21 protein-coding genes are annotated in these 26,572 nt (G+C 48.6%); 15 read left to right on the top strand and 6 right to left on the bottom strand.

Annotation, left to right across the window (positions count from 1 at the left end; translation table 11 throughout):
* Positions 1-40 precede the first annotated feature (40 nt).
* The gene (locus AC5YBX_RS16500) at positions 41-1,465 is read left to right on the top strand and encodes a DUF4145 domain-containing protein (RefSeq protein WP_494524083.1); all 1,425 of its coding nucleotides are present in this window, start codon (positions 41-43) and stop codon (positions 1,463-1,465) included.
* Between the two features lie 58 nt (positions 1,466-1,523).
* On the opposite strand, the gene AC5YBX_RS16495 is transcribed toward AC5YBX_RS16500, so the two are convergent.
* Both AC5YBX_RS16495 and AC5YBX_RS16490 read right to left on the bottom strand, forming a co-directional pair.
* Entirely contained in the window at positions 1,524-1,862 is a 339-nt protein-coding gene (locus AC5YBX_RS16495) for a hypothetical protein (RefSeq protein ID WP_494520641.1), read from the bottom strand.
* Between the two features lie 129 nt (positions 1,863-1,991).
* Entirely contained in the window at positions 1,992-2,987 is a 996-nt protein-coding gene (locus AC5YBX_RS16490; protein WP_475515605.1) for a LysR substrate-binding domain-containing protein, read from the bottom strand.
* Positions 2,988-3,106: 119 nt separating this feature from the next.
* Between AC5YBX_RS16490 and AC5YBX_RS16485 the strand changes: the two genes are divergently transcribed.
* The 6 genes from AC5YBX_RS16485 (at position 3,107) to AC5YBX_RS16460 (ending at position 9,705) form a co-directional block, all read left to right on the top strand.
* On the top strand, positions 3,107-4,309 hold the full coding sequence (locus AC5YBX_RS16485; protein ID WP_475515606.1) for a multidrug effflux MFS transporter: 1,203 nt from the start codon (positions 3,107-3,109) through the stop codon (positions 4,307-4,309).
* A gap of 186 nt (positions 4,310-4,495) precedes the next feature.
* Positions 4,496-5,098 (top strand): tRNA-uridine aminocarboxypropyltransferase, encoded by a 603-nt coding sequence (locus tag AC5YBX_RS16480; RefSeq protein WP_494520643.1) that lies wholly within the window; start codon positions 4,496-4,498, stop codon positions 5,096-5,098.
* 474 nt (positions 5,099-5,572) lie between these two features.
* A complete protein-coding gene (locus AC5YBX_RS16475) occupies positions 5,573-5,923 on the top strand; it encodes a hypothetical protein (protein WP_494520644.1) in 351 nt (116 codons plus the stop codon).
* A 63-nt stretch (positions 5,924-5,986) separates the two neighbouring features.
* A complete protein-coding gene (locus AC5YBX_RS16470) occupies positions 5,987-6,628 on the top strand; it encodes a class I SAM-dependent methyltransferase (protein WP_494524082.1) in 642 nt (213 codons plus the stop codon).
* A gap of 303 nt (positions 6,629-6,931) precedes the next feature.
* Positions 6,932-8,263: a M16 family metallopeptidase gene (locus AC5YBX_RS16465; protein WP_494524081.1), complete on the top strand. Its 1,332-nt coding sequence runs from the start codon at positions 6,932-6,934 to the stop codon at positions 8,261-8,263.
* A gap of 17 nt (positions 8,264-8,280) precedes the next feature.
* Entirely contained in the window at positions 8,281-9,705 is a 1,425-nt protein-coding gene (locus tag AC5YBX_RS16460) for a M16 family metallopeptidase (protein WP_494524840.1), read from the top strand.
* Positions 9,706-9,817: 112 nt separating this feature from the next.
* Here AC5YBX_RS16460 and trmL read toward each other — a convergent pair whose 3' ends face one another.
* A complete protein-coding gene (trmL, locus tag AC5YBX_RS16455) occupies positions 9,818-10,282 on the bottom strand; it encodes a tRNA (uridine(34)/cytosine(34)/5-carboxymethylaminomethyluridine(34)-2'-O)-methyltransferase TrmL (RefSeq protein WP_494524080.1) in 465 nt (154 codons plus the stop codon).
* A gap of 158 nt (positions 10,283-10,440) precedes the next feature.
* Here trmL and AC5YBX_RS16450 point away from each other — a divergent pair, with 158 nt between their 5' ends.
* From AC5YBX_RS16450 to AC5YBX_RS16435, 4 genes are all read left to right on the top strand, one after another.
* Positions 10,441-11,373 (top strand): LysR family transcriptional regulator, encoded by a 933-nt coding sequence (locus tag AC5YBX_RS16450; RefSeq protein WP_494524839.1) that lies wholly within the window; start codon positions 10,441-10,443, stop codon positions 11,371-11,373.
* Positions 11,374-11,568: 195 nt separating this feature from the next.
* Positions 11,569-11,952 (top strand): hypothetical protein, encoded by a 384-nt coding sequence (locus AC5YBX_RS16445; RefSeq protein WP_494520648.1) that lies wholly within the window; start codon positions 11,569-11,571, stop codon positions 11,950-11,952.
* A gap of 199 nt (positions 11,953-12,151) precedes the next feature.
* The gene (locus tag AC5YBX_RS16440; RefSeq protein ID WP_494520649.1) at positions 12,152-12,745 is read left to right on the top strand and encodes a cysteine dioxygenase family protein; all 594 of its coding nucleotides are present in this window, start codon (positions 12,152-12,154) and stop codon (positions 12,743-12,745) included.
* Positions 12,746-13,613: 868 nt separating this feature from the next.
* The gene (locus tag AC5YBX_RS16435; protein ID WP_494524079.1) at positions 13,614-14,144 is read left to right on the top strand and encodes a hypothetical protein; all 531 of its coding nucleotides are present in this window, start codon (positions 13,614-13,616) and stop codon (positions 14,142-14,144) included.
* A 1,069-nt stretch (positions 14,145-15,213) separates the two neighbouring features.
* Here the strand turns inward: AC5YBX_RS16435 and AC5YBX_RS16430 are convergent.
* The 3 genes from AC5YBX_RS16430 to exaC all read right to left on the bottom strand — a co-directional run bounded on the left by AC5YBX_RS16430 (position 15,214) and on the right by exaC (position 19,440).
* A complete protein-coding gene (locus tag AC5YBX_RS16430; RefSeq protein ID WP_494524078.1) occupies positions 15,214-16,104 on the bottom strand; it encodes a YjjW family glycine radical enzyme activase in 891 nt (296 codons plus the stop codon).
* Between the two features lie 36 nt (positions 16,105-16,140).
* Positions 16,141-17,694, bottom strand: a complete 1,554-nt coding sequence (locus tag AC5YBX_RS16425; protein ID WP_494524077.1) for a YjjI family glycine radical enzyme — start codon at positions 17,692-17,694, stop codon at positions 16,141-16,143.
* Between the two features lie 225 nt (positions 17,695-17,919).
* Positions 17,920-19,440 (bottom strand): acetaldehyde dehydrogenase ExaC, encoded by a 1,521-nt coding sequence (gene exaC, locus AC5YBX_RS16420; protein WP_494524076.1) that lies wholly within the window; start codon positions 19,438-19,440, stop codon positions 17,920-17,922.
* A gap of 361 nt (positions 19,441-19,801) precedes the next feature.
* Between exaC and AC5YBX_RS16415 the strand changes: the two genes are divergently transcribed.
* The 4 genes from AC5YBX_RS16415 to ardA all read left to right on the top strand — a co-directional run bounded on the left by AC5YBX_RS16415 (position 19,802) and on the right by ardA (position 26,569).
* Positions 19,802-21,595, top strand: a complete 1,794-nt coding sequence (locus tag AC5YBX_RS16415; protein WP_494524075.1) for a sigma-54-dependent Fis family transcriptional regulator — start codon at positions 19,802-19,804, stop codon at positions 21,593-21,595.
* 196 nt (positions 21,596-21,791) lie between these two features.
* Positions 21,792-22,772 (top strand): acrylyl-CoA reductase (NADPH), encoded by a 981-nt coding sequence (acuI, locus tag AC5YBX_RS16410; RefSeq protein ID WP_494520655.1) that lies wholly within the window; start codon positions 21,792-21,794, stop codon positions 22,770-22,772.
* A gap of 616 nt (positions 22,773-23,388) precedes the next feature.
* Positions 23,389-24,519, top strand: coding sequence for a hypothetical protein (locus AC5YBX_RS16405; protein ID WP_494524074.1), 1,131 nt, complete (start codon positions 23,389-23,391; stop codon positions 24,517-24,519).
* 529 nt (positions 24,520-25,048) lie between these two features.
* Complete coding sequence (gene ardA, locus AC5YBX_RS16400; protein ID WP_494524073.1) at positions 25,049-26,569, top strand: acrylate reductase flavoprotein subunit ArdA; 1,521 nt, start codon at positions 25,049-25,051, stop codon at positions 26,567-26,569.
* Positions 26,570-26,572: the final 3 nt, after the last annotated feature.

Genomic DNA, 26,572 nt, shown 5'->3' with positions numbered 1-26,572 from the left:
CTGATAGGCCCTTTTTTGTAAGTTTTACGGAGTGTATGCCGTGCTGACCGATATCGAACTCGTGAGCGAATTTTCTCAAGTGCTTGGCGAAGATTATCGTATCGCCAAGAGCTACGTACGTGATGTACCTACCCAAGCCTTGCTGCATATCCGCAGCTTTACTCACAAATTGACCGACCAGTTAGCGCAGTCGCAGCAGATTATTTTTGATAGCCCTAACCTCTATGATCATATTGAGACCTTGAATCGGCAGCGGGTGATCAATGTGCGCATCACTCGAAGCCTGCATCGGCTGCGTGGTGATGGTAATCGAGGTGCTCATCCAGAAAAATATCACCTAACCGCCGAGGCGCTGCAAGAGTTGGCGCAGCGCTCAATTGAGCGTTTACTCAAGCTGGTGGTTGAGCTGTTTCCTATAGTGCACCAACGGCCAGCCCCTGAGTATCAATTTGAACCATTTGATTCGATTGCTGGTCGCGACTTATGTTATCGGGCGATCATGGAAAATGACCATCAGGCCCAGTATTTGGTGGGCATGTCGTTAAAAACTCGCGCGCTGATGCAGCGTGAGCAAGAGCAAGCACTAGCCGAGCAAGATGATGAGCCCAAGGTCCAGCATCAACGCAGTACCGACAGCTTTAAGCAAGCCGCCTATTGGTTTGCCCAAGCGGCGCCTCACCACCCCGAGGCCTTGTATGAACATGGGGTTAGCTTGCTGCACGGTTATAACGGCGAGCCAGATGCCAGCGCTGGCGAAACCGCGATCATCGGCGCTGCCAAAGCGGGTGTCGCCAATGCCATGGCTTTGTTAGGTTATTTTTACTTGGTGGGGGGCGAGCATATTGAGGTTAGCCATAGCGATGCCTTGCACTACCTGCAGGCGGCTGCGGCGCTGGAGCAGTCGGAAGCGATGGCCAATCTTGGGGTACTCTATTATCAGCAAGGCGATTATAGCCAAGCCTATCATTACATTTCGACTGCTGCTAACGCAGGTTTCCCCCATGCGCAGTATCATTTAGCCTTGATGTTGGCCCGAGGCGAGGGGTGTGAGCCCGACGCATTAGCCAGTCAGCATTGGATGGCCGAAGCGGCCGAGCAAGGTCAGCTCGACGCCATGTTGAATCGAGCACAGCAGATGCTCAACAACGATAATGCTCTGGGTGACGATTACAGTGTGGCCGAGCGTTATCTGCGCCAAGTGGTTAAATATGGCCACAGTGTCCCGGCCATGATTGAACTGAGTATCGCCTTAGCCGATGGTGTTTTAGGGCGTATTGATGTCGTGGGATCGGCGGCACTGCTTAATATGGCGCGCGCCCGTGCTAATGAACAGGAACTAGCGGTGATCGCGCCGTTATGGCGCTCATTGGTGGCGCAAATCGACAATGTGTTGGCGGTAACGGATAATCAGGCCGAGGTCTCGGCGCTAGAGCGGGCGAAAGAGTTGTTAGCTGAACCGATTTAAGCGGGTTTGCTTGCCCTATATAATCTAGCTGAGGCCAATGGCCTCAGCTAATACAAGCTTACTCGTTGGGGTTGTGGTCGAAGGTGCGGCCTTGGCGCGGCGTGGTAAATGGCGCCTGTTGCTCAAAGTATTCCGCTTGGGTATGGCGGCGCTGAGCCTGATGAGGCATCTCATCTTGTGCTGGCGAATACTGGCGAAACTTAGCCAGTTGGCGCTTTAAAAACAAGCGACCAAATACGCTGAGCAACACCAAGCTCACCGCCGCGATTAAGATGATAAAGGGCAGCGCTAGCAAGACCAATGTCATCACCACTAAACCGATAGCAAATGCCAACCACCCTTTGATTCCAGTGAACCTATGTTGCAAAGGTGTTTGCTGAAATTGATGATAAATCATAGTTTCTCCTGAATTTGCTGTGGCTTGATTCTGCCTACTTAGGCGGCAGAGATCACGTTAAATTAGCTTAATCTTAGTGTCAGCCACACATCGGTATGTTGGCTTGCTCGCTAAAAAACTGATGATAAACTAATCAGGCTTAACCGTTGCTGAATTATCCTCATTGGCTTGATTAAACGCCTGCGCCACACTCTTACAGATGGTTTCTCGTATCCATTTGTGTCCCGGCTCCTCATTATTACGCTCATGCCAAAGTAAGACATAGGCTAAAGGAGAAAATGCCACAGGTAGGGGTAATTCCACCAAGGGATAGAGTTTCTGGGCGTGACTGGCAAAGCTCGATGGTAGGGTAAAAATAAGGTCGCTATGGGCACAAACGCTGGCGGCACCATAAAAGTCCGGCACTGTGGTACTTAGGTGGCGACGATGGCCTTTTTTAGCTAAAAAGTAGTCGAGAGCCCACCACTCATTGCCCTCACAGCGCACCTGCACATGCGACATCTCTAGATAGACGGCCAAGCTCCAGGCGTTACTGTTGACCAGTGCGAGAATCGGATGTCCTTGGCGTACAAGGCAAACCTGATGATCTTTAAACAGGGTTTGATAGGCGATACCTTCGGGGAGGCGGTCGATAATCAGATCCGATTGCGGATTAAGGTCGCGGCCAGTAATGCCAAAATCTATCTGCCCTTGTTGCAATGCCGGCAGCGATTTTTCCAGCCAGAGGTAGGAGTCGAGCCGTAAGTTGGGCGCATTATTGAGCAGCGGGCCGATAAAATAGGGGATCAGGGTTTCGTAGGCGCTTTCGACCATGGCGAAGGAAAATTGTCGATTACTGCTAGCGGGCTCAAAATTGGGTGGCTGAGTCAGTTGATAAAGGCCTTGCAACATAGTGGGCAGTTGCTGACCTAGGTGCATCGCATGGGCGGTGGGTTTTAAACCGTGAGCGGTACGAATAAACAGTGGATCGCCTAAGGCATCTCGTAAGCGATTTAAGCTCTTACTCAAGGCCGACTGACTCACATGTAACCGATTAGCGGCGCGGGTAACACTGCGCTCTTCGAGCAAGACTTGCAGCATCACCAATAAGTTAAGATCGATACGGGCCAAATTGTCGAGATTCATAAGATATTCCTTAAAGGAAATTAGCTTTTGAAATTATACCATTTCTATTCATAACATCACTCGCTTAAAATGCTCGGCTTGCATATTTCCGATTAACTTACAGAGATTAAAGAAAGCTCATGCGTCGTAATTTGTTACCTATTTTAATGATGATGGTGGTGCTTAGCCCACTGGCCATCGATATCTACCTGCCTTCTATGCCAACCATGGCGGCAGAATTCGCCGTGTCGGCTAGTCAGGTGCAATCGACCTTAGTGCTGTTTTTATTTGCCATGGGCGTGGGGCAGATCCTCATTGGCCCGTTAGCCGACCGCTACGGTCGTCGCCCTGTGGCGCTGGGCGGTATTTTGCTTTATATCGCCAGCAGCTTAATGGCTGTGGTGGCGATGGAGTTTCATTGGTTGCAACTGGCTCGAGTGCTACAAGGGTTAGCCGCCTGTTCAACCTCTATTGTGGTCTTTAGTGCGATCCGCGATTGCTTCACTCCCAAAGAAGGAGCGCGTTATTACAGCTATATTAATGGTGTTATCTGCGTGATCCCAGCGTTGGCCCCGACCTTAGGCGGCTTGCTGGCCTTACAGTTTGGTTGGCGTTCGACATTTCTATTTATGACCTTGTATGGCTTATTGATGATGGTGCTGGTGAGCTATCGCCTGCCAGAAACTCGTCCTGCTAACACGGTCACCACAGGACCACTGTATCGTTGGGCTCGTTATAAGCCGATTTTACGCGAACCCCATTTTCTGTTTTATGCGGTGGCTTGTATGGCGGGGATGGCCTCAATTTTATGTTATGTCTCCTATGCCCCGGTGTGGCTTATCGAGCGTTTAGGCGTATCAGAGTTGACCTTTAGTGGTCTGTTTGCCCTCAATGCCGTGGTCAACATCATTGCCTGTTTTGCTGCCCCAGCGGTGATCAGCCGTTTGGGTAATCGCCCCACCGTTATCCTGGCGCTATTGGCGTTATTAGCTGCTGCGGTATTGGAGTTGGCGATGCAGTTTGTTGGCCCACAAACCGGCTTGCCTGCGGCGTTTGGTTTTATGTTACCCATGATGATGTTGTGTATTGGTTTTGCCCTATTACTGGGCCCAGCTACCAGCATGGCACTCTCGGCGTTTGGTGAACGTGCAGGGACAGCCGCTGCGATGTTAGGTTTTATTCAGATGAGTGGCGCCTCGGTCATCGCTGGACTGGTGCAGCAAACAGACTTAAGCGCGCCATATGCGGTGATTGTGGTGACCGGCGGGTTGTCGATCTTACTGCTAGGCATGATGGCGATGAGTCGGTTCGATAATTGCCATCAAGAGCAGCACGCCCACTAATGTGTCTATGTCCGTGGCGCCAAAAGTAGCCAAGGGCAGATAACGAATAATGATAACCTAACCCTTTTGCCTGCGCTGAGTGACCTAAAGCGCAGGCTTTTTTTATTATAGAACCTGCTAAAGGCGCGTTTTGAGCGTGGGTTTGGTAAACTTAGCGTTTGTGTGATGACTGAAATAGAGCCTGTTGTGAGTCGAGCCCTGTGTGAGCAATGCCAATACCCGCTAAATGCCTGCCTGTGCGCCCATATTAGGCCCATGTCGACTGAGCTCGAGCTGATTGTGCTGCAAGATCCCAGCGAAGTTAAGCATGCTAAAAATAGCGTTAAGTTAATGAAAGCCGTGCTTCAGCCGCTGCGTGTCGAGGTGGGGGAAACACCAAGTGATTTTGCCGCGCTTAAGGCCTATCTCGACAGTGTGGATAAGCCGATATATTTACTCTATCCCTCTGAGCATAGCCAAAGTATGACTCAGCAGAATATCGCACCTGATGCTGTGCTGTTACTGCTCGATGGCACCTGGCGTAAAGCCTATAAGTTATTGCAGCTCAACCCTTGGTTGCAACAGTACCCAGCGCTGCATCTGGAGCTGGATTCGCCCTCCCATTACACTATTCGAAAAGCGAAGCGTGACGACAGCTTATCGACCCTAGAAGCGGCGGCGTTGGCCATTAAAGCGGTAACGCCTCATGTTGATGTGTCGCCCCTTAGCGATGCATTGGCGGCATTAGTTGAGCAACGTCTCAATGCCATGCCAGTGGCTGTCAGGGCGCGTTATGGTCAAAATGACTAATTGACCTAAAAATGTGTGATCTATCGCCGTGGCTACGCTAACAATTTAGCACTGGGTCACGATAACAGGATTGGAACTGATGTTTAATGATGCCATCACTTGTGTGCAAGTGGTGAGATAGTTGTGTCAGTCATTGTCCATGCAGGGAGGCAGTGACTGACACGGCTGTCGGTTTCTTATTGCGCCCTGTATTTATCCCCTTAGAGCAAGCGGCGAGCATGGCTTTATTGCCGGTATTGCCCACCCCTTGCTTTATAAAGTGGCCTGGTTGCCATGACTCGATTTACATTTGCTCTCTTCTCGCATACTCAACGCCTAAAAATAAGCCGCTATCATCACGGGCAAGCAGCAGGTAATATCAGCATGCCATACTGCAAGTCAGTGATTTATCCTTGGCTAAATGGGCGCTTGGTGAACACTGGGATACATAGTATTGATACTCATCGTTTATCACACATAGGATTTGAGGAAAAAATGATGTTTCGTAAACCGCATTGCATCACATCGATATTCATCGGCTGCGCTTTGCTGTGCAGTGGCGCCGTAGTGGCCAAAGATGACCCTAGCCGAAATGAAAAAACCGCAACGACCGAGGCGCTATCGCGACAAACCGAGCAAGATCAATTAGCCAAGGCGCGCCAAGCGGCGAGCGAGACCGAGCAGCGTCAGCAAGAGGTATTGCAGCGCCAAGAAGCAGGCGAATGGCAAGCAGAGCAACGGGCTAAAGCGCAAGCCGACTTTAATCAGCGCGAAACCCGTGAACAAAAATATTTACGTGAAGCGGCCGAAGCGGCGGCAAAAACGCGTAAAATCCCGCAACCTTAGGATGAATTCGCATACCTAGTGTGCAAATGACCCTTAACGTGGATCATTGAAATAGGAAATACCGTGAGTTGTTGTCCTTTATGTAAGAGCCCGTCGTTATCTGCATTTCATCAAGATAAGCAGCGCGCCTATTTTATCTGCTCAGTGTGCCAACTGGTCACTGTGCCCGACGAGTATTTGCTCAGCGCCGCCGACGAGAAAGCGTTTTACGATAATCATCAAAATAATAGTGACGATTTGGGCTATCGCCGTTTTTTAAGCCGCACGTGGAGCCCGCTATTGCCGCGGCTGACACCCGCCATGCAAGGGTTAGATTTTGGTTGTGGCCCAGGGCCAACCATCAGTGTGATGGCTGACGATGCTGGCATCACTATGGCCAATTATGATCTGTATTATTTTAACCATCCTGAGCTGTTAGCCCGCCAATATGACTTTATTACCATGACCGAGGTGATTGAGCATGTTGCCGATAGCGCGGCATTGTTGCAGCAATTGGATGCCTTGCTCAAGCCCAATGGGGTGTTGGCTATCATGACTAAACGAGTCTTGGGCGCCGAGGAATTTGCCCGCTGGCACTATAAGAACGATTTGACCCATATCCGTTTTTACAGCATTGCCACCTTTGAGTGGATAGCTAAGCAGTGGCAGTGGCAGCTAGAAGTGATTGATAACGATGTGGTATTTTTTACCAAAAGTGCCCGTTAAGGATTAAGCGGTTACAGCAGGCGCTAATGCTACCTGCTGGCAAAGAACTTTTTACTCGGTTTTATCTCGCCTATTGCTGCGCTATTTGGCTGCCTGTTAGGGCCATTGCGCGGCTTGCGTCCTCATTTTTTAATATCAAAAAAGCAATACGTTACAATTAAGTTATGTAGATTTTACGCTCTGGCACTTGATCTTAATCCTGGTTTCACCGCTTAATAGTCAGCTAAATATCGATATCCTCATATCTTGAGTGTCTCGGTAACATTTAAATGTTTTTAGCTGCGCAACGAGAGGGAACCACTGATGATGCGAACAATTATCGCGCTGGGGGTGTCGATAGCAGTGTTATGTACTGCAACGGCCGCACAGGCGACACAAGTCGACGATATACAAAGCTTTACACTCGATAATGGCATGAAGATCATGGTGTTAGAAGATGCTTCTATCCCCAATGCCAACATGTACCTATTTTGGAAAGTCGGCTCGCGTAATGAAGTCCCCGGCATTACCGGAATTTCTCACTTTTTCGAACATATGATGTTTAACGGCTCAAAAAAATATGGTCCTAAGATGTTTGACAGAACCATGGAAGCCGCGGGGGGAGCCAATAATGCTTACACCACAGAAAACGTCACTGTGTATACCGACTGGTTTCCTGCCAGCGCGCTAGAGACCATTTTTGACCTCGAAGCCGATCGCATTGCGCATCTGGATATCAATGCTGAAATGGTAGAAAGTGAGCGCGGCGTGGTGACCTCTGAGCGCACCACAGGGCTAGAAAACTCTAACTGGCGCACCATACAAGAAGAGCTCAAAGGTGTCGCGTTTAGAGCGCACCCTTACAGTTGGTCGGTGATAGGCCATGAATCGGATATCGCCGCCTGGACCCTAGACGATTTAGTGCAATACCATAAGACTTACTATGCACCTAATAATGCGGTGGTGGTGATTGCGGGCGATGTGAAGCTCAATGAAGTGAAAGCCTTAGCCAATAAGTACTTTGCGCCAATTCCAGCTCAAGCGCCGCCGCGCGAAGTGAAAACCGTGGAGCCGCTGCAAAAAGGCGAGCGCCGCACCTATGTGCACAAGGCCTCGGTCAGTACGCCTAACGTGATGCTGGGCTATCATGTGCCCGCCACGACCCACGCCGATTACTATGCACTGGATCTCTTGTCCTCTATTTTGACCTCAGGCAATAGCTCGCGTCTCTATCAAGGCTTGGTAGAGCAACAAGTGGCGATAGAAGTCGAAACCTATATGCCGATGAGTTTTGACCCTAACTTGTTTTACGTTATGGGGGTGGCAAACCCTGGGATCACCGCCACGGAACTCGAAAAAAGCATGATTAGCGAAATTAACCGCGTTGCACGTGAAGGCGTTAGTCAGCACGAATTAGACAAGGTTAAAAATATCAAATTGATGGACTTCTATCGTTCGATGGAAACCATCAATGGTAAAGCCAACACCCTAGGCACCTATGAGCTTTATTTTGGCAATTATGCTCAGTTATTTAATGCGCCTGGGTCCTATAACAAGGTCACCCCAGATGATATTCAACGTGTAGCGCAAACCTATTTACGTCGTGCCAACCGCACCGTTGCCGTATTGGCGGCCACAGAGGAGAGTGACCAATGAAGCAGTTTATTAGCCAAATGCCCGCCAAGTTGTCGACATTAGCGCTGACCGCGCTGCTGGCGGCCACGCTAGGCTTATCTGGTTGTACGACGACTCAAACGCCTGTGTCTGACAGTGCCAGTTTTAAGATGCCCGCTTATGAGCGTTATCAACTCGACAATGGCTTAACTGTCTATTTAATGCCGCAGACGGAGGTCCCCTTAATTACCGTTAATGCCGTGGTGCGTGCGGGCGCCGTTAACGATACAACTTCCGGTGTGGCGCTGATGACGGCGCAGTCTTTACTGCTTGGCGCTAATGGTCAGTCAAAAGCCGACATTGAACAGATGGTCGATTTCCTCGGGGCGTCTATTGGGGCCAGCGCTGGCAAAGAGGGCACCTATATTGGCGCCGACTTTATGGCGAAAGATAGCGATAAGATGTTGCCATTGGTGCGAGACTTATTGGTGACGCCTGATTTTTATGCCGAAGAGTTTGATAAGTTGCGTCAGCGTGAAATGGCCGCGTTAGCGCAAGCGAAAGAGAGCCCACGCAATGTGATTGGTCGCTATTTCGATAAGCTAATATTTGGTCAGCACCCTTATGGTAATCCCACTTCTGGGACGCGTACCTCGCTGGAGCAGCTTACTATCTCTCAGCTTAGAGCGTTTCATAAAAGCTATTACCAACCACGCAACGCCGCCATCACTGTGGTGGGAGACTTTTCCCCAGCAGTCATGAAAGCCAAACTAGCCAGCTTGTTTAGCGATTGGCAAAATGGTGAAGCGATTCAAATGCCCGCTTTAGCCCAAGGGCAGCCAGCGTTAGACCAGAGTAACGTCTTGCTGGTGAATAAGGGCGATGCCATTGAAACTACCTTCTTGATCGGTGGCAAAGGGGTCACGCGGGATAATCCTGATTTGGTTGGCTTACAAGTGGTGAATACCATATTGGGCGGTCGCTTTACCTCATGGTTAAATGATGAATTAAGGGTTAACGCCGGCCTAACCTATGGTGCTCGCTCAGGTTTTAGCGCTTATTCTCAGGGCGGGGTGTTTAAAATTAGCACCTTTACCAAGAGTGAAACCACCAAAGATGCCATCGATTTGGCCTTAAAGACCTACGCGAGATTATGGGAGAAAGGGATCGATCAGGCCACCTTAGACTCGGCCAAAGCCTATGTTAAAGGGCAGTTTCCGCCTAAATTTGAGACCAGCGGTCAATTGGCAGCCCTGTTGTCCGACATGTATTTGTACGGTTTCGACGACAGTTATATTAACGAGTTTCAAGCCAAGGTTGATGGCCTGACCATTGCCGAAAGCCAGCGCTTAATCAGTCGCTACTTCCCGCAGGATAAGTTGCAATATGTGCTGATAGCTAATGCCAGCAAGATTGCCGATGTTGCGGCGCAATATGGCGAGGTTAAGCAAGTTGAAATTGATGCCGTTGGATTTACTCAGTAAGTCCACATCCTAGCAGTGCAGACCTTGCTGTTAAATAACCAGCCCCAGTAACCTTAAATTACTGGGGCTTTTTTATGATTAACGATTAGCGCTGCTTATAGGCGCTCAAGTGTTAAAGCGCGCCTTCGTAGCCAATTTGTCGCCAAGCCTCGTAACTGATGATCGCTACCGCATTAGACAGATTTAAGCTGCGACTGCTGCCTGCCATGGGGATTTTTAGGCGCTGTGTGGTCGGTAAGGATTCGATGATCTCCATCGGTAAACCGCGGGTCTCAGGGCCAAACAACAACACGTCATCTTTCTCAAAACTCAGTTCGCTGTGTGGACGGCTGCCTTTTGTGGTGCACGCCATTATGCGCTTACCTGCCATTGCCTCGAGAAAATGGGCAAAGTCTTTGTGGCGAGTCACCCGGGTTAAGTCGCTGTAGTCTAAACCCGCGCGGCGCAGCTTTTTCTCTTCTAAATCAAATCCAAGTGGCTCAATTAAGTGCAGTTGGCAGCCATTATTAGCACATAAGCGAATGATGTTGCCTGTGTTAGGGGCGATTTCGGGTTCATAAAGGGCGATATGGAACATGCTGGCCTACCTTTGGATTGATGAGCGGCGATTATACGGTAAAAGTCGATGGTGGAAAACGTCACTGTGAGTGGGATCGTGAATCTCATCATCGTCATCAACATGGTCGGCATTTAGGTTTATATTACCTAGGACTGTCATTAATTGCTGAGATAGATATGGAGCTGGCTAAACTTTCACGTATTAGCATGAAACACTTAATCACGTTGCACGTGATGCTGGACACCTTGAGTGTGACTGACAGCGCTCGGCGGCTGTGCCTTAGCCCATCAACGGTGAGTAAGACCTTAAGCCAACTGCGCAATAGCTTAGATGACGAGTTGTTTTACCGTAATGGTAATAAGTTGGTTGCCACGCCTGTTGCCCGTCGACTTGGGCCGAGTGTGCATCAAATCATTAATGATATAAACCAGATGGTCAGCCAAGAGGCGTTTAATCCTGCCCTGTATGAGGGCTGCTTTTCGTTAGCTATGCGTGAAAGCACCTTTGAACTGCTCGCGGCGAAGTTAACCGCCACTGTGCTGAAGATGGCGCCCAACATTCGCTTAACCATCTGCGCCAAGGAGGGAATAGGCTTCGACGGTTTAGTGCAGGGAACACTGGATTTCATCATCTTGCCCCATGATCGCAGCCAGCCGCCTATCACCCAGCAAGACTTGGTGTGGGAAACCTTAATTGATGATCAGATGGTATGTTTAATGAGTCCGGCGCATCCATTGGCTCATCAAGAGACCATTACCATGGCCGATTACTTAGATTTTAGTCATGTGGGAATAAGCGATGCCGACTTAAATATTCCCTTTTTTGAGATGCAGTTAGCTCAGCAGTCACGCCAGCGGGCGACCCCTGTAGTGGTGCCCGACTTTGGCAGTGCGGCGTTAATGTGTCATCACAGTGAACTGCTGTTTACCTGCTCGCGTCATTGGGCCAATACCGCTTCTCAGGCCAAAGGGTTAGTCACTAAAGCGCTACCATTCGATTATGGCAAGGTCGCCTACAGTCTGGTTTGGCAGCGTCAGAGCATGAATGATCCCGCGCTGCGTTGGCTCTATCAACAGATAGTGGAATGCAGTCGAGTGGCGTTTGAGTGAAGGGGGGCGTTGGGGTTTTAGTGTTGGGCTTAATGGTTTTTTATTTGCCACTAAAGCAGATAATTCCAAAAATCCAGCCTAGTTCTTATGACTGATTTCATCAAGGATCGTAATCTGTATGGTTGATTTATTTTGTAAAAAAAAACGATTATGTAACGATGCTGAATCATAAATGCAACAAACAAAGGACTGTAAATGAACAAAAAATATATCGCTGCGCTGCTCACTCTGCTAGTCAGTTCGTCAGTGTTTGCGAATACTCAGTGTAAGACTGTCTTTAAAGTAACCTATGATGATGCGTTAACCTTGCAAACAGACAGCATTCTACAGGTTGACCCTGATTTTGATGTAAACCAAGCACTCACTCTAGAGTTAACTTCTACTAATTGCGCAATACGCACCAAGAACATTAATGAAGTACCGGACGTTTTCCTAGAGGGCGATAGTCGTACTATCATTCAAAAGCGTGAAAATGTGTTAACGACGTATGTTCAGATATATAAGGGCGCTAGGTGGGTAATCACTAGTTATAGTCAAGCGCTTATCGATCTTAATAAAGATGAACAAGAGCCGGTGTAGTACATTTCATTTTAATAATTTATCGACTAAATATAGATTTTGTACAAAAGGAACTCTCGGGTTCCTTTTTTTAATCTGGCTGACCTCGCTAGGGTTATGATTATATCTATAGTTATCTATTGTTTTTAAGCGTTATAGTTCAACAGTGATCAGCCAGATAGCTTAATTGGTTCGCATGCTCATCAGGGGGGAGTTCGTGATGGAAAACAGTGTCAGATTGCGGGATTTTATTCAGTCATTTACCCATTTAATCGAACACGTCGGCAGCGATGAGGTGCGTATTTTGGCTGATGGAAAAAACCTACTGTCAGCACTTATCCGTCATGATGATTGGTTGCCCGAAGCGTTTGCCCAGCCGAGCATGGACAGGTATCAACAGTATTTGCTCTATTGCGATCCGCTGGAGCGTTTTTCTGTGGTGAGTTTTGTATGGGCGCCGGGACAAACGACCCCAGTGCATGATCATACCGTATGGGGCATGGTTGGCGTTATGCGCGGCGCCGAGCTCTGTGAGGAGTTTGAACTAGACCCTGCAACCGCTCGCTTGCGTGCAATCGGTTCACATCATTTGCCCACGGGCGGCGTTGATCTCGTATCACCGCGCATTGGCGATATCCACAAAGTTTCAAATGCCCTTAAGGATAGTGTGTCGATCAGCATTCACGTCTACGGCGGCAACATCGGTGCGGTAAAACGCCATGTGTATGACCTCCATTCTGGGCAGAAAAAGCCATTTATTTCTGGGTATACCAGCAAGGTCATCCCTAATATATGGGATCATGAAGCCGAGTAGACTTCGGCGGTGCCTTTTTTGGGCAAGAGTGTTTTAAGGTCGCACCTTCATGGTTGTTACTTGCCTGCGGCGGTGATGCATATGGATATACGAATGTCGTGATCACAGGGATGTGACGGAACGACCTTATGTGCAGGTACGGCTTCGGGGCGCTGTGCGCCGTCCTGGCCGCTTAACGAAAACGTCCCTGTTTTCGATGCCCTCAGCCGTATCTACACTGGGTCATTCAGTCTCTTCGATTTAACTTTATTTGGTGTGAATTCAGAGTTAAAAGCTAAGAAACTTTTGCCCCAAAGTGTGCTGGTCTTGGAATGAAGAACGATGACATTTGTTTGAGTAGCGGCTGGCTGTATTTTCATTTATTGAAAGTGTTTGAAGGTCGAACCTTCAATGTGAGTTAATTGCTTGCAGCAGGCTAATGTGCAGATACTGCTTCGGGGCGCTTTTCGCCGTCCTTGGCCGCTTAACGAAAACATCCCTGTTTTCGATACCCTCAGCCGTATCTACACCGGTTATTCTGTCTCTTCGATTTAGCTTCACTTGGTGTGAGCCGCTAGTCCAAAAGCTAACAAACGTTCGCCATGTTCGATGCACGCTAAAAACAGAGCGAAAAACGTGTTTTTTATGCTCGATAAACAGCCTGCAATTTTATAATTAGTTGAATTGTTGTGATTTAATAATTTGTTGTAGAGACCTCTACATCAACTCGTTCTGTTTTGCGGGGAACTTATTCAACTTTTATGGATGCGATGTTCACTTTATCGCTTTATTTCAATGTATTAGCGTGTCATAGTTGCTGCAGGTTAAATTTTGGACAGCAGTTTGTTGAGCTGCTATTCAATAAGCTGTTATGTGTTTAAGAGGTTTTATGATTGATAGTCGATTGAAAAGGTATTGGTTAGCTGAGCTGAAACAATCAGCGACATCTCTTGAAAAACTTTATCGAAGTAATAACTGGAATGACGAGCTTGAATTTTCGGTTGAAAAATCCATTTTCCTCGGCTTCTACGCTATCCGTAAATTGAAAGAAAGCGGTTTACTTCCAAATAACGTCATAAGTCTTAACTGGAAAATTACGACGTATCCTAAAGCAGATAAGCCTAAACAAAATAAGTTCATAAATGACTACCAGCTTTTTTCTGGCGGTTCAAAGCAACTTAGTTTGAAGGTTTTATGTAATCAATTTGTACATAGTAATCATTTCTCACCCTTTCTTCCTGATGGTCATGTTTGTGTAGGGTTCTTCTTTGCTTCAGACAGAGAAAGTAAAAAAGAGTTGTATTATCTGCAGCTTGTAAGCGTGATTAATGTTTTTCTTAGCGTGGTTAATGAGAAGAGAATGACGTTAGAATTAGTACATAATGAAAGTGAATTCTCTGTCAAACTACCCAACACATAACAAGCACTTTAAACGGACAAAAACAGTTGGTTAGGTTCCGCTTTGCTTCACATTTTAACCCACTATTTTTGTCCGCTTAAGTGGGCGTTAACCCATAAAAAAATTAATCTGAAACATACCAATTAGAACATTAGTCCTAACAAGCTTTGTTCAAAAATAAGTTAGCTTTTGATTGTCCGAGTGACACTAGTAAGGTCAAATCGAAGAGATTAAGAACTCGGGTGTAGGTGCGGCTGTGACCTTCCGTGACATGGATTGTACTTGAACAACGTCCATGTCTAAAAGCCAGTTCGGCATCCATGCCTCTCGTTCGTTAGCGCGAAGCTGGGCTTCACTCACCGTGTCACAGAAGCACCTGCACTAAAGGCCTGCGGCAAGCAATTCAAAATGATGAAGGTTAACGCTACCATCAATCAATAAAAACCAACTCGACTAAATGCTACAAGCCAAAAAAAGCCAACACCTTGATTCGAAGGCCAAGATACTTTGTCCAAAAATAATTTAGCTTTTAACAGTTCTGTGGATATCAATTACGGCTAAATCGAAGAGATTAAGAACTCAGTGTAGGTATGGCGGTGGGGGTTGGTGGCATGGATGCCACCGTCGAGCTTATAGGGATATACTTGCAGCGCCCCACCGAAATACCTGCACGAAAGGCATGCTGCAGGCAATTGGTTGCCATGAAGGTTAACGCTACCATCAATAAATAAAAACTAACTCTACTAAATGCTACAAGCCAAAAAAAGCCAACACCTTGATTCGAAGGCCAAGATACTTTGTCCAAAAATAATTTAGCTTTTAACAGTTCTGTGGATACCAATTACGGCTAAATCGAAGAGATACATAACTCGGTGTAGGTATGGCGGTGGGGGTTGGTGGCATGGATGCCACCGTCGAGCGTATAGGGATATACTTGCAGCGCCCCACCGAAATACCTGCACGAAAGGCATGCTGCAGGCAATTGATAAACCATAAAGTCATGGTTTCAAATATCCTTTTAAATACCAAAGTCAGCTTGACGCTCAAAAACTAAAGATGGGCGATTGGCGTTATAAGCTCAAAAATCACCTTACAAATACACATTGGGCAAAACCAAATGCTGCACGCCTCGCTGCGACAGCTGTGTGGCGAGCTGCTGGATATTGGCTTCATGGCAGTTTGGCCAGTTCTTCGCTTCACCCGTAACGCCGTGATGATGAAAGGCGTTGAGTTTGATGCGCACCGACTCGGGTAGCTGGTTAAGGTAGTGGGACAGGGCAGCTATCTCGTGGTCGAAATCACTGATGCCGGGGATATGCAGTAGGCGCACTTCGTACAACTTTTCATGTTGGGCTAATAGGGTTAGCGATTGAAATACCCTGTGGTTATCGCGCCCGGTGATGTAGTTGTGGGTCTCTTGCTGCCAGGCTTTTACATCCACCATAGCGCCGTCGAGATAGGGCAATAGTTTGTGCCAACCTGTGTGGCTTAGGCTGCCGTTGGTGTCGAGCATACAGCTGAGGTGGCTAAGTTGCGGGCTGGCTTTTATCGCCTTAAATAACGCGATAACAAATGGCAGCTGTAAGCTGGCTTCGCCGCCGCTAATCGTGATGCCGTTGATAAAGGGGAGGTTAATGCGGATCTGCGCCAGTAACTGATCGACACTGTATTGCTGGGTTTTCGGGTTAGATTGTTTACTGCAAGCGGACAAACACGCATCACACTGGTTGCAGCGTTGGCTATCCCACACAATACGTGGTTTCACGCCGCTGCTATCTAAGGCGAGCGCCGCCTGTGGGCAGGCGGGAATACAGTCGCCGCAATGATCGCAGGGTGTGATGGTGTGGGGGTTATGACAGTTTTTACAGCTGTAATTACACCCTTGCAAAAAGATCACCAGCCGACTGCCCGGCCCGTCGACACAGGAGAAGGGCAAGATCTGGCTGACATTGGCCAATGGACTTACCGATGATCGATCCACATTAGCTCTACTTGCAGCTACTTTATTCACCGCTCTTTACTCACTGTAGCTGGGCGTGAGTTCAAGGGCGGCCACTCTCGGCTGACGCTTGAGTATGCCGGTATTCTGCGCTGCTTCGGCGCCTAGCCCTGTGGTATTGGTGCGTGAGCCTTGCTGTTTAAAGGCGGCGATATCGGAGAGTTTTATCATGTAGCCGGTAACGCGAATTAAGTCGTTAGAGGCAACATTGGCGCTAAACTCACGAAAGCCTAAGTTGAATGCGCCCTTGCAGAGTTGCAGCATGGCCTCGGGGTTTTGCTTCACGGTAGCATCTATGGTGAGAATATCGCTGATCCCTGAGGTGTAGTATTGATGGTGCGGCGCTAACGCTTGAATATGCGCCACGGGATTGGGCTCGGTGCCATAGGGAATACGCACGCCAGGGGTGACATCCACATCGAGGCTGATACCGCTTTGCGAATGCAGTAGGGCGCGGTCATTATAACCGTAAGTCACAGGCGTCGATTTAACTATGCTATCTAATGCTTTCGATATCCGGTAGCCCAGCTGATTGGCGCCGTCGTGATGGCCGTAATGTTTACTGGGTTTGGCGCTCATCTGCTCAGATATGGGCGCATTGCCAAGCAGAATATCCACCGCCTCGGCCATGCCGTAAATGCCAAACATGGGGGCGAAACGTGACGGCTCAATAAGCCCCTCTTTTACCAAGAAGCTGTCGAAAAAATGCGACTCTTGATGGAGGAATGTAGCCCGGGCTTCGATGAGCTCATAGGCGAGGGCACAGTAGGTTGGCAGAGTATGTTCAAAGAAGGCGTCGATGCAACTTGCCTGACGGGCCAGTTGCTTTAGATTAATCCTGACCAAGGTATTAGCGCCGCCGGCGAGGGGCAGCGCGTTATAACAGCTGACAATGCCGAACCCTTTAGCGTCAAAGGCGCTGGCGTGCAGTGGGTAGTTGGCTATATGGGGCTTATTACATTCACAAATATTGCTAGCTGCCATCAATAGCAGATCATCGGGCGTGGTGGCCGGGTCGTACATAAAGGTCAAGTTAGGCACCACCTGTTTAAGCTCGGCATCGATTTTAAGCAGGGTGCGGCAAACGATATTATCGCTTGGGCCGATATTAACGTGCACAAAGGCGTCGGGCAGGGTGCGATCGAGCATGATCCACACGTTTTTCAGCTTGCGATATAAGGTTTGTTCATCAACGCCGTCAACGTAGGGCATGAGTAGTTCATCTAGCTGACCCAGATACACAGGCATATTAGTGACCGATGGCACATGATGATAGAGGATGATCAGCGCGTTGAGCGCTTCATCTAAATCTGTCGCGGCGGCGAGTTCTAAGTAGGCGGAGCCTTGGCGCAGAAATTTAGCATAATCGGGCAGCACATAGCGTGGTTTAAAGGGGGCGTGGCCCTCAAACATGTCGCAAATAATCCCCGCTTGCATGGCCGTGGTTACGGCATCGGACACCGCGACATAGGGCAAGCTCGCTTCAGCCTCTAAGGCCAGATAGTTCGACTTTTGTTTGGGAGAGAGATGAGGGTCGCTAACTATGCTTGCCAGTGTATTGAGTCGGGTCATGATAGGTATCCACAAAAAGAATATGGATATAATTTACGTGGTTCGCGTTTGGGCTAACAGTGAAAAACCGCTAATAGAGCGTTTCCAATCTGGAAATCCGCGGGGTGATATCTTAGTTTTTATTGAAGGTGAGATCTCGATTGACGCTGTGAGTTTGTAGGTAGGGCTTGATAACAACCAGGCCAAACCCTCAGAATGAGAGGATTTGGCCATGGCTGAGTGAGATTAGAAGAAACCTAATGGGCTGGTCGAGTAGCTAACCAACATGTTTTTGGTGTTTTGATAGTGGGCTAGCATCATCTTATGGTTTTCACGACCGATCCCCGACTGCTTGTACCCCCCAAAGGCCGCATGGGCTGGGTAGGCGTGGTAGCAGTTTATCCACACACGGCCTGCCTGTATGCCACGGCCCATACGTTGGGCGCGATTCATATCGCGGGTCCATACGCCGGCGCCTAAGCCAAACTGCGTATCATTGGCGATAGCCAGCGCCTCAGCCTCATCTTTAAAGGTGGTCATTGAAATAACCGGGCCAAAGATCTCCTCTTGGAACACGCGCATATTATTGGTGCCTTTGAGAATGGTTGGATTAACATAAAAACCATTGCTCTGCTCACCGCTGAGCTGGCAAAGTTCACCGCCAATGATCACTTCGGCGCCTTCGTTGCGGCCGATGTCGATGTAGCTCAGAATTTTATCGAACTGCTCTTTAGAGGCTTGTGCGCCCACTTGGGTGTCGGTGTCGAGTGGATTGCCCTGCTTGATGGTTTTAGCTCGGGCGATAACCCGCTCGATAAACTTATCGTAAATCGATTCGGCCACTAATACCCGCGATGGACAGGTGCAGACTTCGCCTTGGTTAAAGAAGGCCAGTAACATACCTTCGATCGCCTTATCTAGGTATTCATCTTCATGATCCATCACATCGGCAAAGAAGATGTTAGGGGATTTACCGCCCAGTTCAACAGTCGATGGGATTAAGGATTCGGCGGCGCATTTTAAGATGTGGTGGCCTATTTGGGTCGAACCGGTAAAGGCCAATTTTGCAATGCGTGAGCTAGTAGCGAGTGCTTGGCCCGCTTCTTTACCAAAACCGTTAACCACGTTAAGTACACCTGCGGGAAGCAGATCTTCAATCAGCTCAAGCATCACTAAGATAGAGGCCGGTGTCTGCTCTGCAGGCTTAAGGACGATGCAGTTACCGGCGGCGAGTGCGGGGGCGATTTTCCATGCGGCCATCAGTAGGGGGAAGTTCCAAGGAATAATTTGTCCGACCACACCTAATGGCTCAGGAAAGTGGTAGGCCACCATGTTGTTATCAATGTCGGCCGCGCTGCCTTCTTGGGCGCGAATACAGCCAGCAAAGTAGCGAAAGTGATCAACAAACAGCGGCAGATCGGCGTTTAGGGTTTCGCGCACCGCCTTACCGTTTTCCCAGCTTTCGGCTACCGCAAGGTATTCGATATTTTGCTCGACGCGATCGGCGATGCGCAGTAATACGTTTGAGCGTTCGGTCGCCGAGGTCTTACCCCAGGCGTCTTTGGCGGCATGGGCAGCTTCGAGCGCTAATTCAATATCTCTCGCATCTGAACGTGGCACTTGGCAAAACGCTTGGCCATCAACTGGCGAGCTGTTAGTAAAATATTCACCGCTTACAGGTGCGACCCATTTACCACCGATAAAGTTATCGTACTGACTTTTGAAGGTGACGAGTGAGTCGGCGCTACCCGGTTTTGTATAAATCATGCTGCTTCCTTGTATTGATTTGAGTATTGATTCGAGTCTTATTTCGTGCCGCCATCTTGTGCGCGGTTGGTATAGTGAGCGACTGACTTATCGCTCGATAAAATAGGGTTAAGCAGGTACTTGCCTGTCGCTTGTGTGTCACTGACCTGCTGATGTGCCCTACTGCATTTGGTCTATTACATAGAGCACGTTACAAGGTGCGCGCCAAACTGGCAGGAGTTGTGTTGATTGTTTGGTAACAGTATGATGAAAAGCTAATTTTTGATGTCTGAATGTGCGTGTTCCAGTAAGAGGTAGCACTGGAAGGGTCGTCGCACTGTGACATAAGTGCACAGCCGCTGTGCCAAAATGGAACACTGTTATGACGATTGCTCCACAGACAGAGGCTTGGTTATCTGACTCTTGGTCACGCAGCCAAGGTGCAGGATTATCAGAAACCCAGCTGCCACAAGCCGTGCGTTTAGAAAGCGACGCGCTCGCCGAACGCCACGAGCTATATCGCAAATTAATCGCCCTGATTGAACAACACGCTTTACCCTTGTTTCATCAGCTCATGGCGCATACTCAGAGCCGCCTTATTTTGTCTGACAACGAAGGTTATGTGCTGCGCCATTGGGGGGTAGCACAATACTCTAATAAGTTGGCCAATGTGGCGCTGGATATCGGGGTCAATTGGCATGAGCAGTACCGAGGCACTAACGCCATTGGTACGGCGCTAACCTCAAAGCAAGCGGTATCTGTGATTGGCGATCAGCACTTTATTCGTCAGCATCGCTTTATGAGTTGCACCGCTACGCCCATTTTTTCGCCCACGGGGGAGATGCTCGGCGCTATCGACATCACCAGCGAACAACAACGCCATAGCCAGCAGACCCTGTTGTTGATCGCCAGCTTAGCGCAACAGATTGAAACGGCGCTATTATGCCATCTGCCCGGTAGCCACTATCGTATTGACTTAGCTGAGCAAGCTTCGCTTATTACCTCGGGATGGCAAGGTATAGTGGTCGCTAATGCCGAGGGTAAAATATTGGGCTGTAACCCGATGGCCCACAAACTGCTGCAGAGCGCCAAGGTGGGTGACGATATTCATCAATATTTGGGGCAGCAATGGCATCGCCCCGAACAGTTATTACAGCATCAAAGTTTACACCTTAAGACCCAAGAGTTAGTGCCCAGTAGCCGCTCTCATCTGGTGAGTCAGCAGATAGGCGTGCGTTTTCGTGACCCGCAATTGGAGCGCGCTTGGCAGCAGGCCAACAAGGTGGTTAAACGTAATATTCCGTTATTGGTGTGCGGTGAAACTGGGGTCGGTAAAGAGCAGTTTATTAAAAAGTTGCATCATCAGAGCAGCCGTAGCCAGCACCCATTAGTGGCGGTCAATTGCGCCGCCTTACCGAGTGAGCTGGTGGAATCAGAGCTGTTTGGTTATCAGGGGGGCGCATTTACCGGTGCCAGTCGCAGTGGTTATTTGGGCAAGATCCGTCAAGCCGATGGCGGCTTTTTGTTCCTCGATGAAGTGGGCGAAATGCCCCTTGCGGCGCAAGCGCGCTTGTTGCGGGTATTGCAAGAGCGCGAGGTGGTGCCTGTTGGCAGCAATCACACCTTCAAAGTCGATATTCAAGTGATTGCCGCTACCCATATGGATTTAGCGTCTCTGGTCGAGAAAGGCTTGTTTAGACAAGATTTATATTATCGACTCAATGGCCTGCAAGTGGAGCTGCCGCCGCTGCGCGATCGCCTAGATAAGGCGCGGATCATCGATAAATTACACAAGCGTTATCGGGTGGCGCCGCAAGCATTATGCGCTGAACTGTTAGCGCGGCTGTTATGTTACGCCTGGCCGGGTAATTTACGTCAGTTAGATAATGTGATGCAGGTGGCGTGTTTGTTGGCCGAGGGCGACGAGGTATTAGCGTGGCATCATCTGCCTGATCATATGCAGCAACAGCTGCGTGTGGCCGATCATCTATTGCCGATAGAGTCAGTGCTTGAAGAGAGCCAGTCAAAAGCGGGTCAATCCCTCAATGCCACCATTAATGCCAATGTCGCCGCCTTGTATCATGAGTGTCAAGGCAATGTGAGTTTGTGCGCCAAACGTTTGGCGATCAGCCGTAATGCGCTGTACCGTAAATTAAAGGCCTTAGGGCTGAAGTAAGCTTGGTTACATGGTCTGATTTGAGCGAAATATGTGACTGACCGCGCTAAGCTAAATATGATGTAAATGCGCCAGCTCACGAAGCTGACCTGAGACAATATCACCACTTGCTTGTGTGGCGTTATCACCATTAAGGTAAGCGCCAATGAGCTTGTACCATCAATAATCACTGATTTAAATCAGTTGGGAGAGAAGCATGTTTGATGCATTAGTGTTAACTCAGCAAGATAAAGTGACGCACGCCAGCGTGACGCAATTGAGCGAAGATCAGCTTCCGGCTGGCGATGTGGTAGTTGATGTCGCCTATTCCTCTCTCAACTATAAAGATGGCCTGGCGGTGACAGGCACTGGCAGAATTATCCGCCAGTTTCCTATGGTACCGGGCATCGATTTTGCGGGCGTGGTGAGCGAATCGGCAGATCCACGCTACCAAGTGGGTGATGAGGTGATCCTCACTGGTTGGGGCGTGGGTGAAAATCATTGGGGTGGTATGGCGCAAAAAGCACGCGTCAATGCCGACTGGTTAGTCCCCATGCCAGCAGGATGTGATGCCGCCAAAGCCATGATGATAGGCACCGCCGGGCTTACCGCCATGTTGTGTGTACAGGCATTGCAACGCGCCGGAGTGACGCCAGAGCAAGGTGAGGTGCTCGTCACTGGCGCCAGTGGTGGTGTCGGCTCGGTTGCGGTGACCTTGCTTGCCAGTGCGGGTTATCGTGTGGTGGCCTGCAGTGGCCGCGTTGAACAAAATGGCCCTATGCTTAAACAGTTGGGCGCGGCAGAGGTGATGGATCGCGCCGAGTTACAGCAAGATGCGAAACCCTTAGAGGCCCAGCGCTGGGCAGGTGTGGTCGATACCGTTGGCGATAAAATTTTAGCGAAAGCATTGGCGCAAATTAACTATGGCGGCGCCGCGGCCATTTGTGGTCTTGCGGGCGGATTTGCACTGCCCACCACAGTGATGCCCTTTATTTTGCGCGGAGTTAGCCTACTGGGTATTGACTCCGTTTCTTGCCCATTTGAGAAACGCCAAGCCGCGTGGCAAGAGGTGATTGCACGTTTACCTGAGCAGTTCTATCAGCAGGCTTGTCAGCAAGTGAGCCTAGCTCAAGTGCCAGAATTTGCCGATAAGATTGTTAAAGGACAGGTGACAGGGCGAGTGCTGGTTAAACTGTGATCCGCTATTGATGGCCGCAAATGATGGCCGCAAATGGTGGCCGTCAATACCGTAGGGCTCAACGCTGCGTTGCGCTAACCAGAACTGGGTATCGGCAAGCTTGCGTTAGCTTCCTGCGTATCCCCCCATTTATTGAGTGGCCTAAGGGCCACTTTTTTTGTGCTTAAAATTTATCAAACGACTTTAATTCAATGGCTTGATTATGTGAGGGTACCGTTGATCTTGGTCACAATTTAGCCGTTAATAGCTTGTGACTGGTTTGCTGTTCGCCGTTGACATAGGCATACTGTAGCGCTGCTGGAGTGCAGCATTAAAGATGGTCTAAAGTTATTGTCCAATAAAATGGCTATGTGTTGTTTGAATGGGATTAGTCATTGCATCAATGTAGGTAGTGAGCACTGCATATATTGACCCAACGACTCGGCATTAACTTGTGTTGTCACTCAACCTTAGCCTTTAATTTAATGAATTAGGCTAGCACAGCGACAGGTGATTTGACTCAGGCTCGGTGGTTTCCCCATTACATTAACTCAGTAATTTATGGATGGGTATCACTTAGGCTGGTTAAATCAAAACTCCTCTTATGTCACTATCACTACACAAACAAGTTGGTTGAATGATGAACATTTCCAAAGCATTACTGTTGGCGCTGTTAGTGCCAACCTCCCTCGTCATCACAGATGTACAAGCAACGGGGGCTGAAGATGGTATTAACGTCTCTGGTACCGTCAGAGTCAATTATGCCTACAAAGATTATGATCAAGCCTCTAAAGACAAGTTGGGTGATTTTACTTTCGATATGGCTGCCATCAAGTTTGACGGCAAGTTAGGCGATTGGGGACTGGCCAGCGAATATCGCTTTTTAGATGGCTGGAATATGTTGCGTTACGGCTATGGTTTTTATGATGTAAATCCACAATGGCAATTGCAATTGGGTGTCACCCAAGTGCCTTTTGGTAACCCAGGGTTTATTTCAAATAGCTTTTGGTTTGGCGTGCCATATTACCTGGGTTTCGAAGATGATTATGATTTAGGGGTTAAGGCTGCCTATTCTAGCGGCGCGTGGAACACTGAAATGGCATTCTTTAAAAATGCCGAATATGCCGCCAGCAACAATCAGCGCTATGCGACCGATCTGTATTCGGGTGTGGTTAATGGCATCGAATATGTTAACCAAGAGACTAATCAGCTTAATCTACGTCAGATGTATGAGATAACCTATGCTGGTGGTCAAACTCGCCTAGGTGGTTCAGTCGAATTCGGTCAAATCTATAACAGTAATACTGGCAATAATGGCGATCGCTACGCTGTCGCGTTACATATGGATAGCAGCTATAACGGCTGGAACCTGCAACTGCAGGTGATGCAGTATGAATACGACGCTGCCGATGCGGTTGATAGCAATAAGATTGCGGTGTCCGCTTATAATTATCAGTATGAAATTGCAGCTAAAGCGCAAGCGTATAGCGTCAACGTCGCCAAGACGTTAGATACCGATTGGGGCAGCATTAAGTTATATAACGACTTTGGCATGGTCACCCCAGATGTCGATGACGACAGCTATGACACCAGTTATCAAAATGTCACTGGCGTCGCCCTTGCTGCGGGCCCGACTTACACCATGATTGACTTTATTTTGGGTAAGAATATGTACGCGTCGACTGGCGATAACAGCCATGTCGGCCTGCCTGAGATGGGCGATAGCTGGGATAAACGAGTTAATATTAACTTTGGTTACTATTTTTAAGTTTTAAGTTTTAAGTTTTAAGTTTTAAGTTTTAAGTCTTGAGTCTTAAGAGCTAAACCATAAGGTTTAAGGTCTTAAGGCGCTAAACTCAATTAGCTGTTAGCCGCTCAAAGCCCAATGCCAACTTCTGTTTGGTATTGGGCTTATTATTTTCTGGCCCCGCCAGCCAGATGGATCCTAGGTTGGCTTTTATCCTGTTTTGCAATGACTGAGCGTGACGGCTGAGCTTAGTCATTTTTTATTCATGCTTATCTAAGATGTTCTCTCATACCGTGATTGCTTAACTTGGCTGTTGACAATGATGACGCCTCATTATGCTTGGCTTTTCTGCTGCGTCGCCACCGATAGTCGGATTTGGAATCGATTCCAAAAGACTGCCAAAGTAGTGGTTTCGATTAAATTTGAAGCCAGTTACCACTTTTAAAATGTTGCTAGCTTGTTTTAAAGGTAACTGTTGATTAACTCCCGTTTTGGAACGGATTCCAGCCCTATGATGATGCTGTCGAATAAATCATAAGGGTGATAACAGATGAGTAATGTAGATCTGCTAGGACGCCGTAATTTCATTAAAGGGCTGGGTGCCGCGGCGGGTGTCGCAATGGCAGCGCCTGCAATGGCGGTTTCTGAGAAAGCTGACGGTGTGACATGGGACAAAGAAGTTGAAGTGCTGATCATAGGTTCAGGCTTTGCTGGCTTAGCGGCGGCGATCGAAGCCACCCGCAAGGGCGCTAAAGATGTCCATATCTTTGAGAAGATGTCTTACTTTGGTGGTAACTCCGCCATTAACGGTGGTCTTTTTGCTGCGCCTGGTACGCCGATGCAGAAAAAAGAGGGTGTACAAGATTCGGTCGACCGCATGGTCGGCGACCAGTTAAAGTCTGGCCGTGGTATTGCTGATGAAGCGCTGTTACGCCATGTGGCCTCTCATGCCGTTGAAGCCTTACAGATGACGATTGATGCTGGCGCTGAGTATCATCCCTACCTTCAACAGCTCGGTGGTCACTCCGTTGCGCGAACCTATCAGACCACGGTGAGCTGCGGCGCAGGTATTACCCAACCGCTTTATAAAGAGTGTCAGCGCATTGGTGTTAAAACTCATAACCGTTCTAAGTTTGAAGGCTTTTTAGTGGGTGAAAAAGGGAAAGTGGTTGGCGTTAAAATGCGCCAGAACTATCATTTTGGTGAAGACCAACCCGGTGATGTGCTGAATATTCGTGCTAAGCGAGGCGTTATTATGGCCACAGGTGGCTTTGCGCAAAACGTTGACTTACGTATGGCGCAAGATCCCACTTTAACCTCTGAAGTGGGTTGTACTAACGCACCGGGCGCAACCGGTGAAGGGATGTACGAGATGTTCCGTTTGGGCGCTATCCCTGTGCACCTGGCACACATTCAGTCTGGTCCTTGGGCATCGCCTGATGAAGGTGGTTTTGGTTATGTATCGAATTATTCTATTTATAACTTCCCGCATTCAATGGCGATTAACCGCCTAACCGGTAAGCGTTTTATGAACGAAATTGCCGACCGTAAGACCCGTGCCGATGCTGAGCTGGCTTGTCGCGATGAAAAGGGTAATCCACTGCCGCCAATTTTGATCACCAGCTATAAGGATTCTAAGCAGCATCCCAATACTAAGAAGGTGATCAAGTACAACGTGGGTTGGAAGTTCGACACCATTGAAGAGTTAGCCAAGCATTTCGATGTGCCGTTGCAACCGCTTAAAGCACAGATTGAAGAGTACAACAGTTACGTTAAGTCTGGCGACGATAAGCAGTTCGGTAAAAACATGACCAAAGCCAAAGATAAGTTTATCGAGGCGCCATTTACCGTGGTTCGTCTATGGCCAAAAGTGCATTACTGCCAAGGTGGTGTGCAGGTCAATGTTAATGCTGAAGTCAAAGATAGCTTTACGGGCCAATCAATTCCTGGCTTATACGCAGCAGGTGAGGTGTGTGGCGGTATTCACGGTGTGAGCCGTTTAGGCAGCTGCTCGATCCCTGAGTGTATGGTAATGGGCATGACCGCTGCACGCACCATGATGCAAGCTTAAGTC

This window comes from Shewanella sp. 492 (assembly GCF_059338445.1).
The sequence above is the reverse complement of the archived record's forward strand: the minus strand, read 5'-3'. Positions and strand labels throughout refer to the sequence as shown.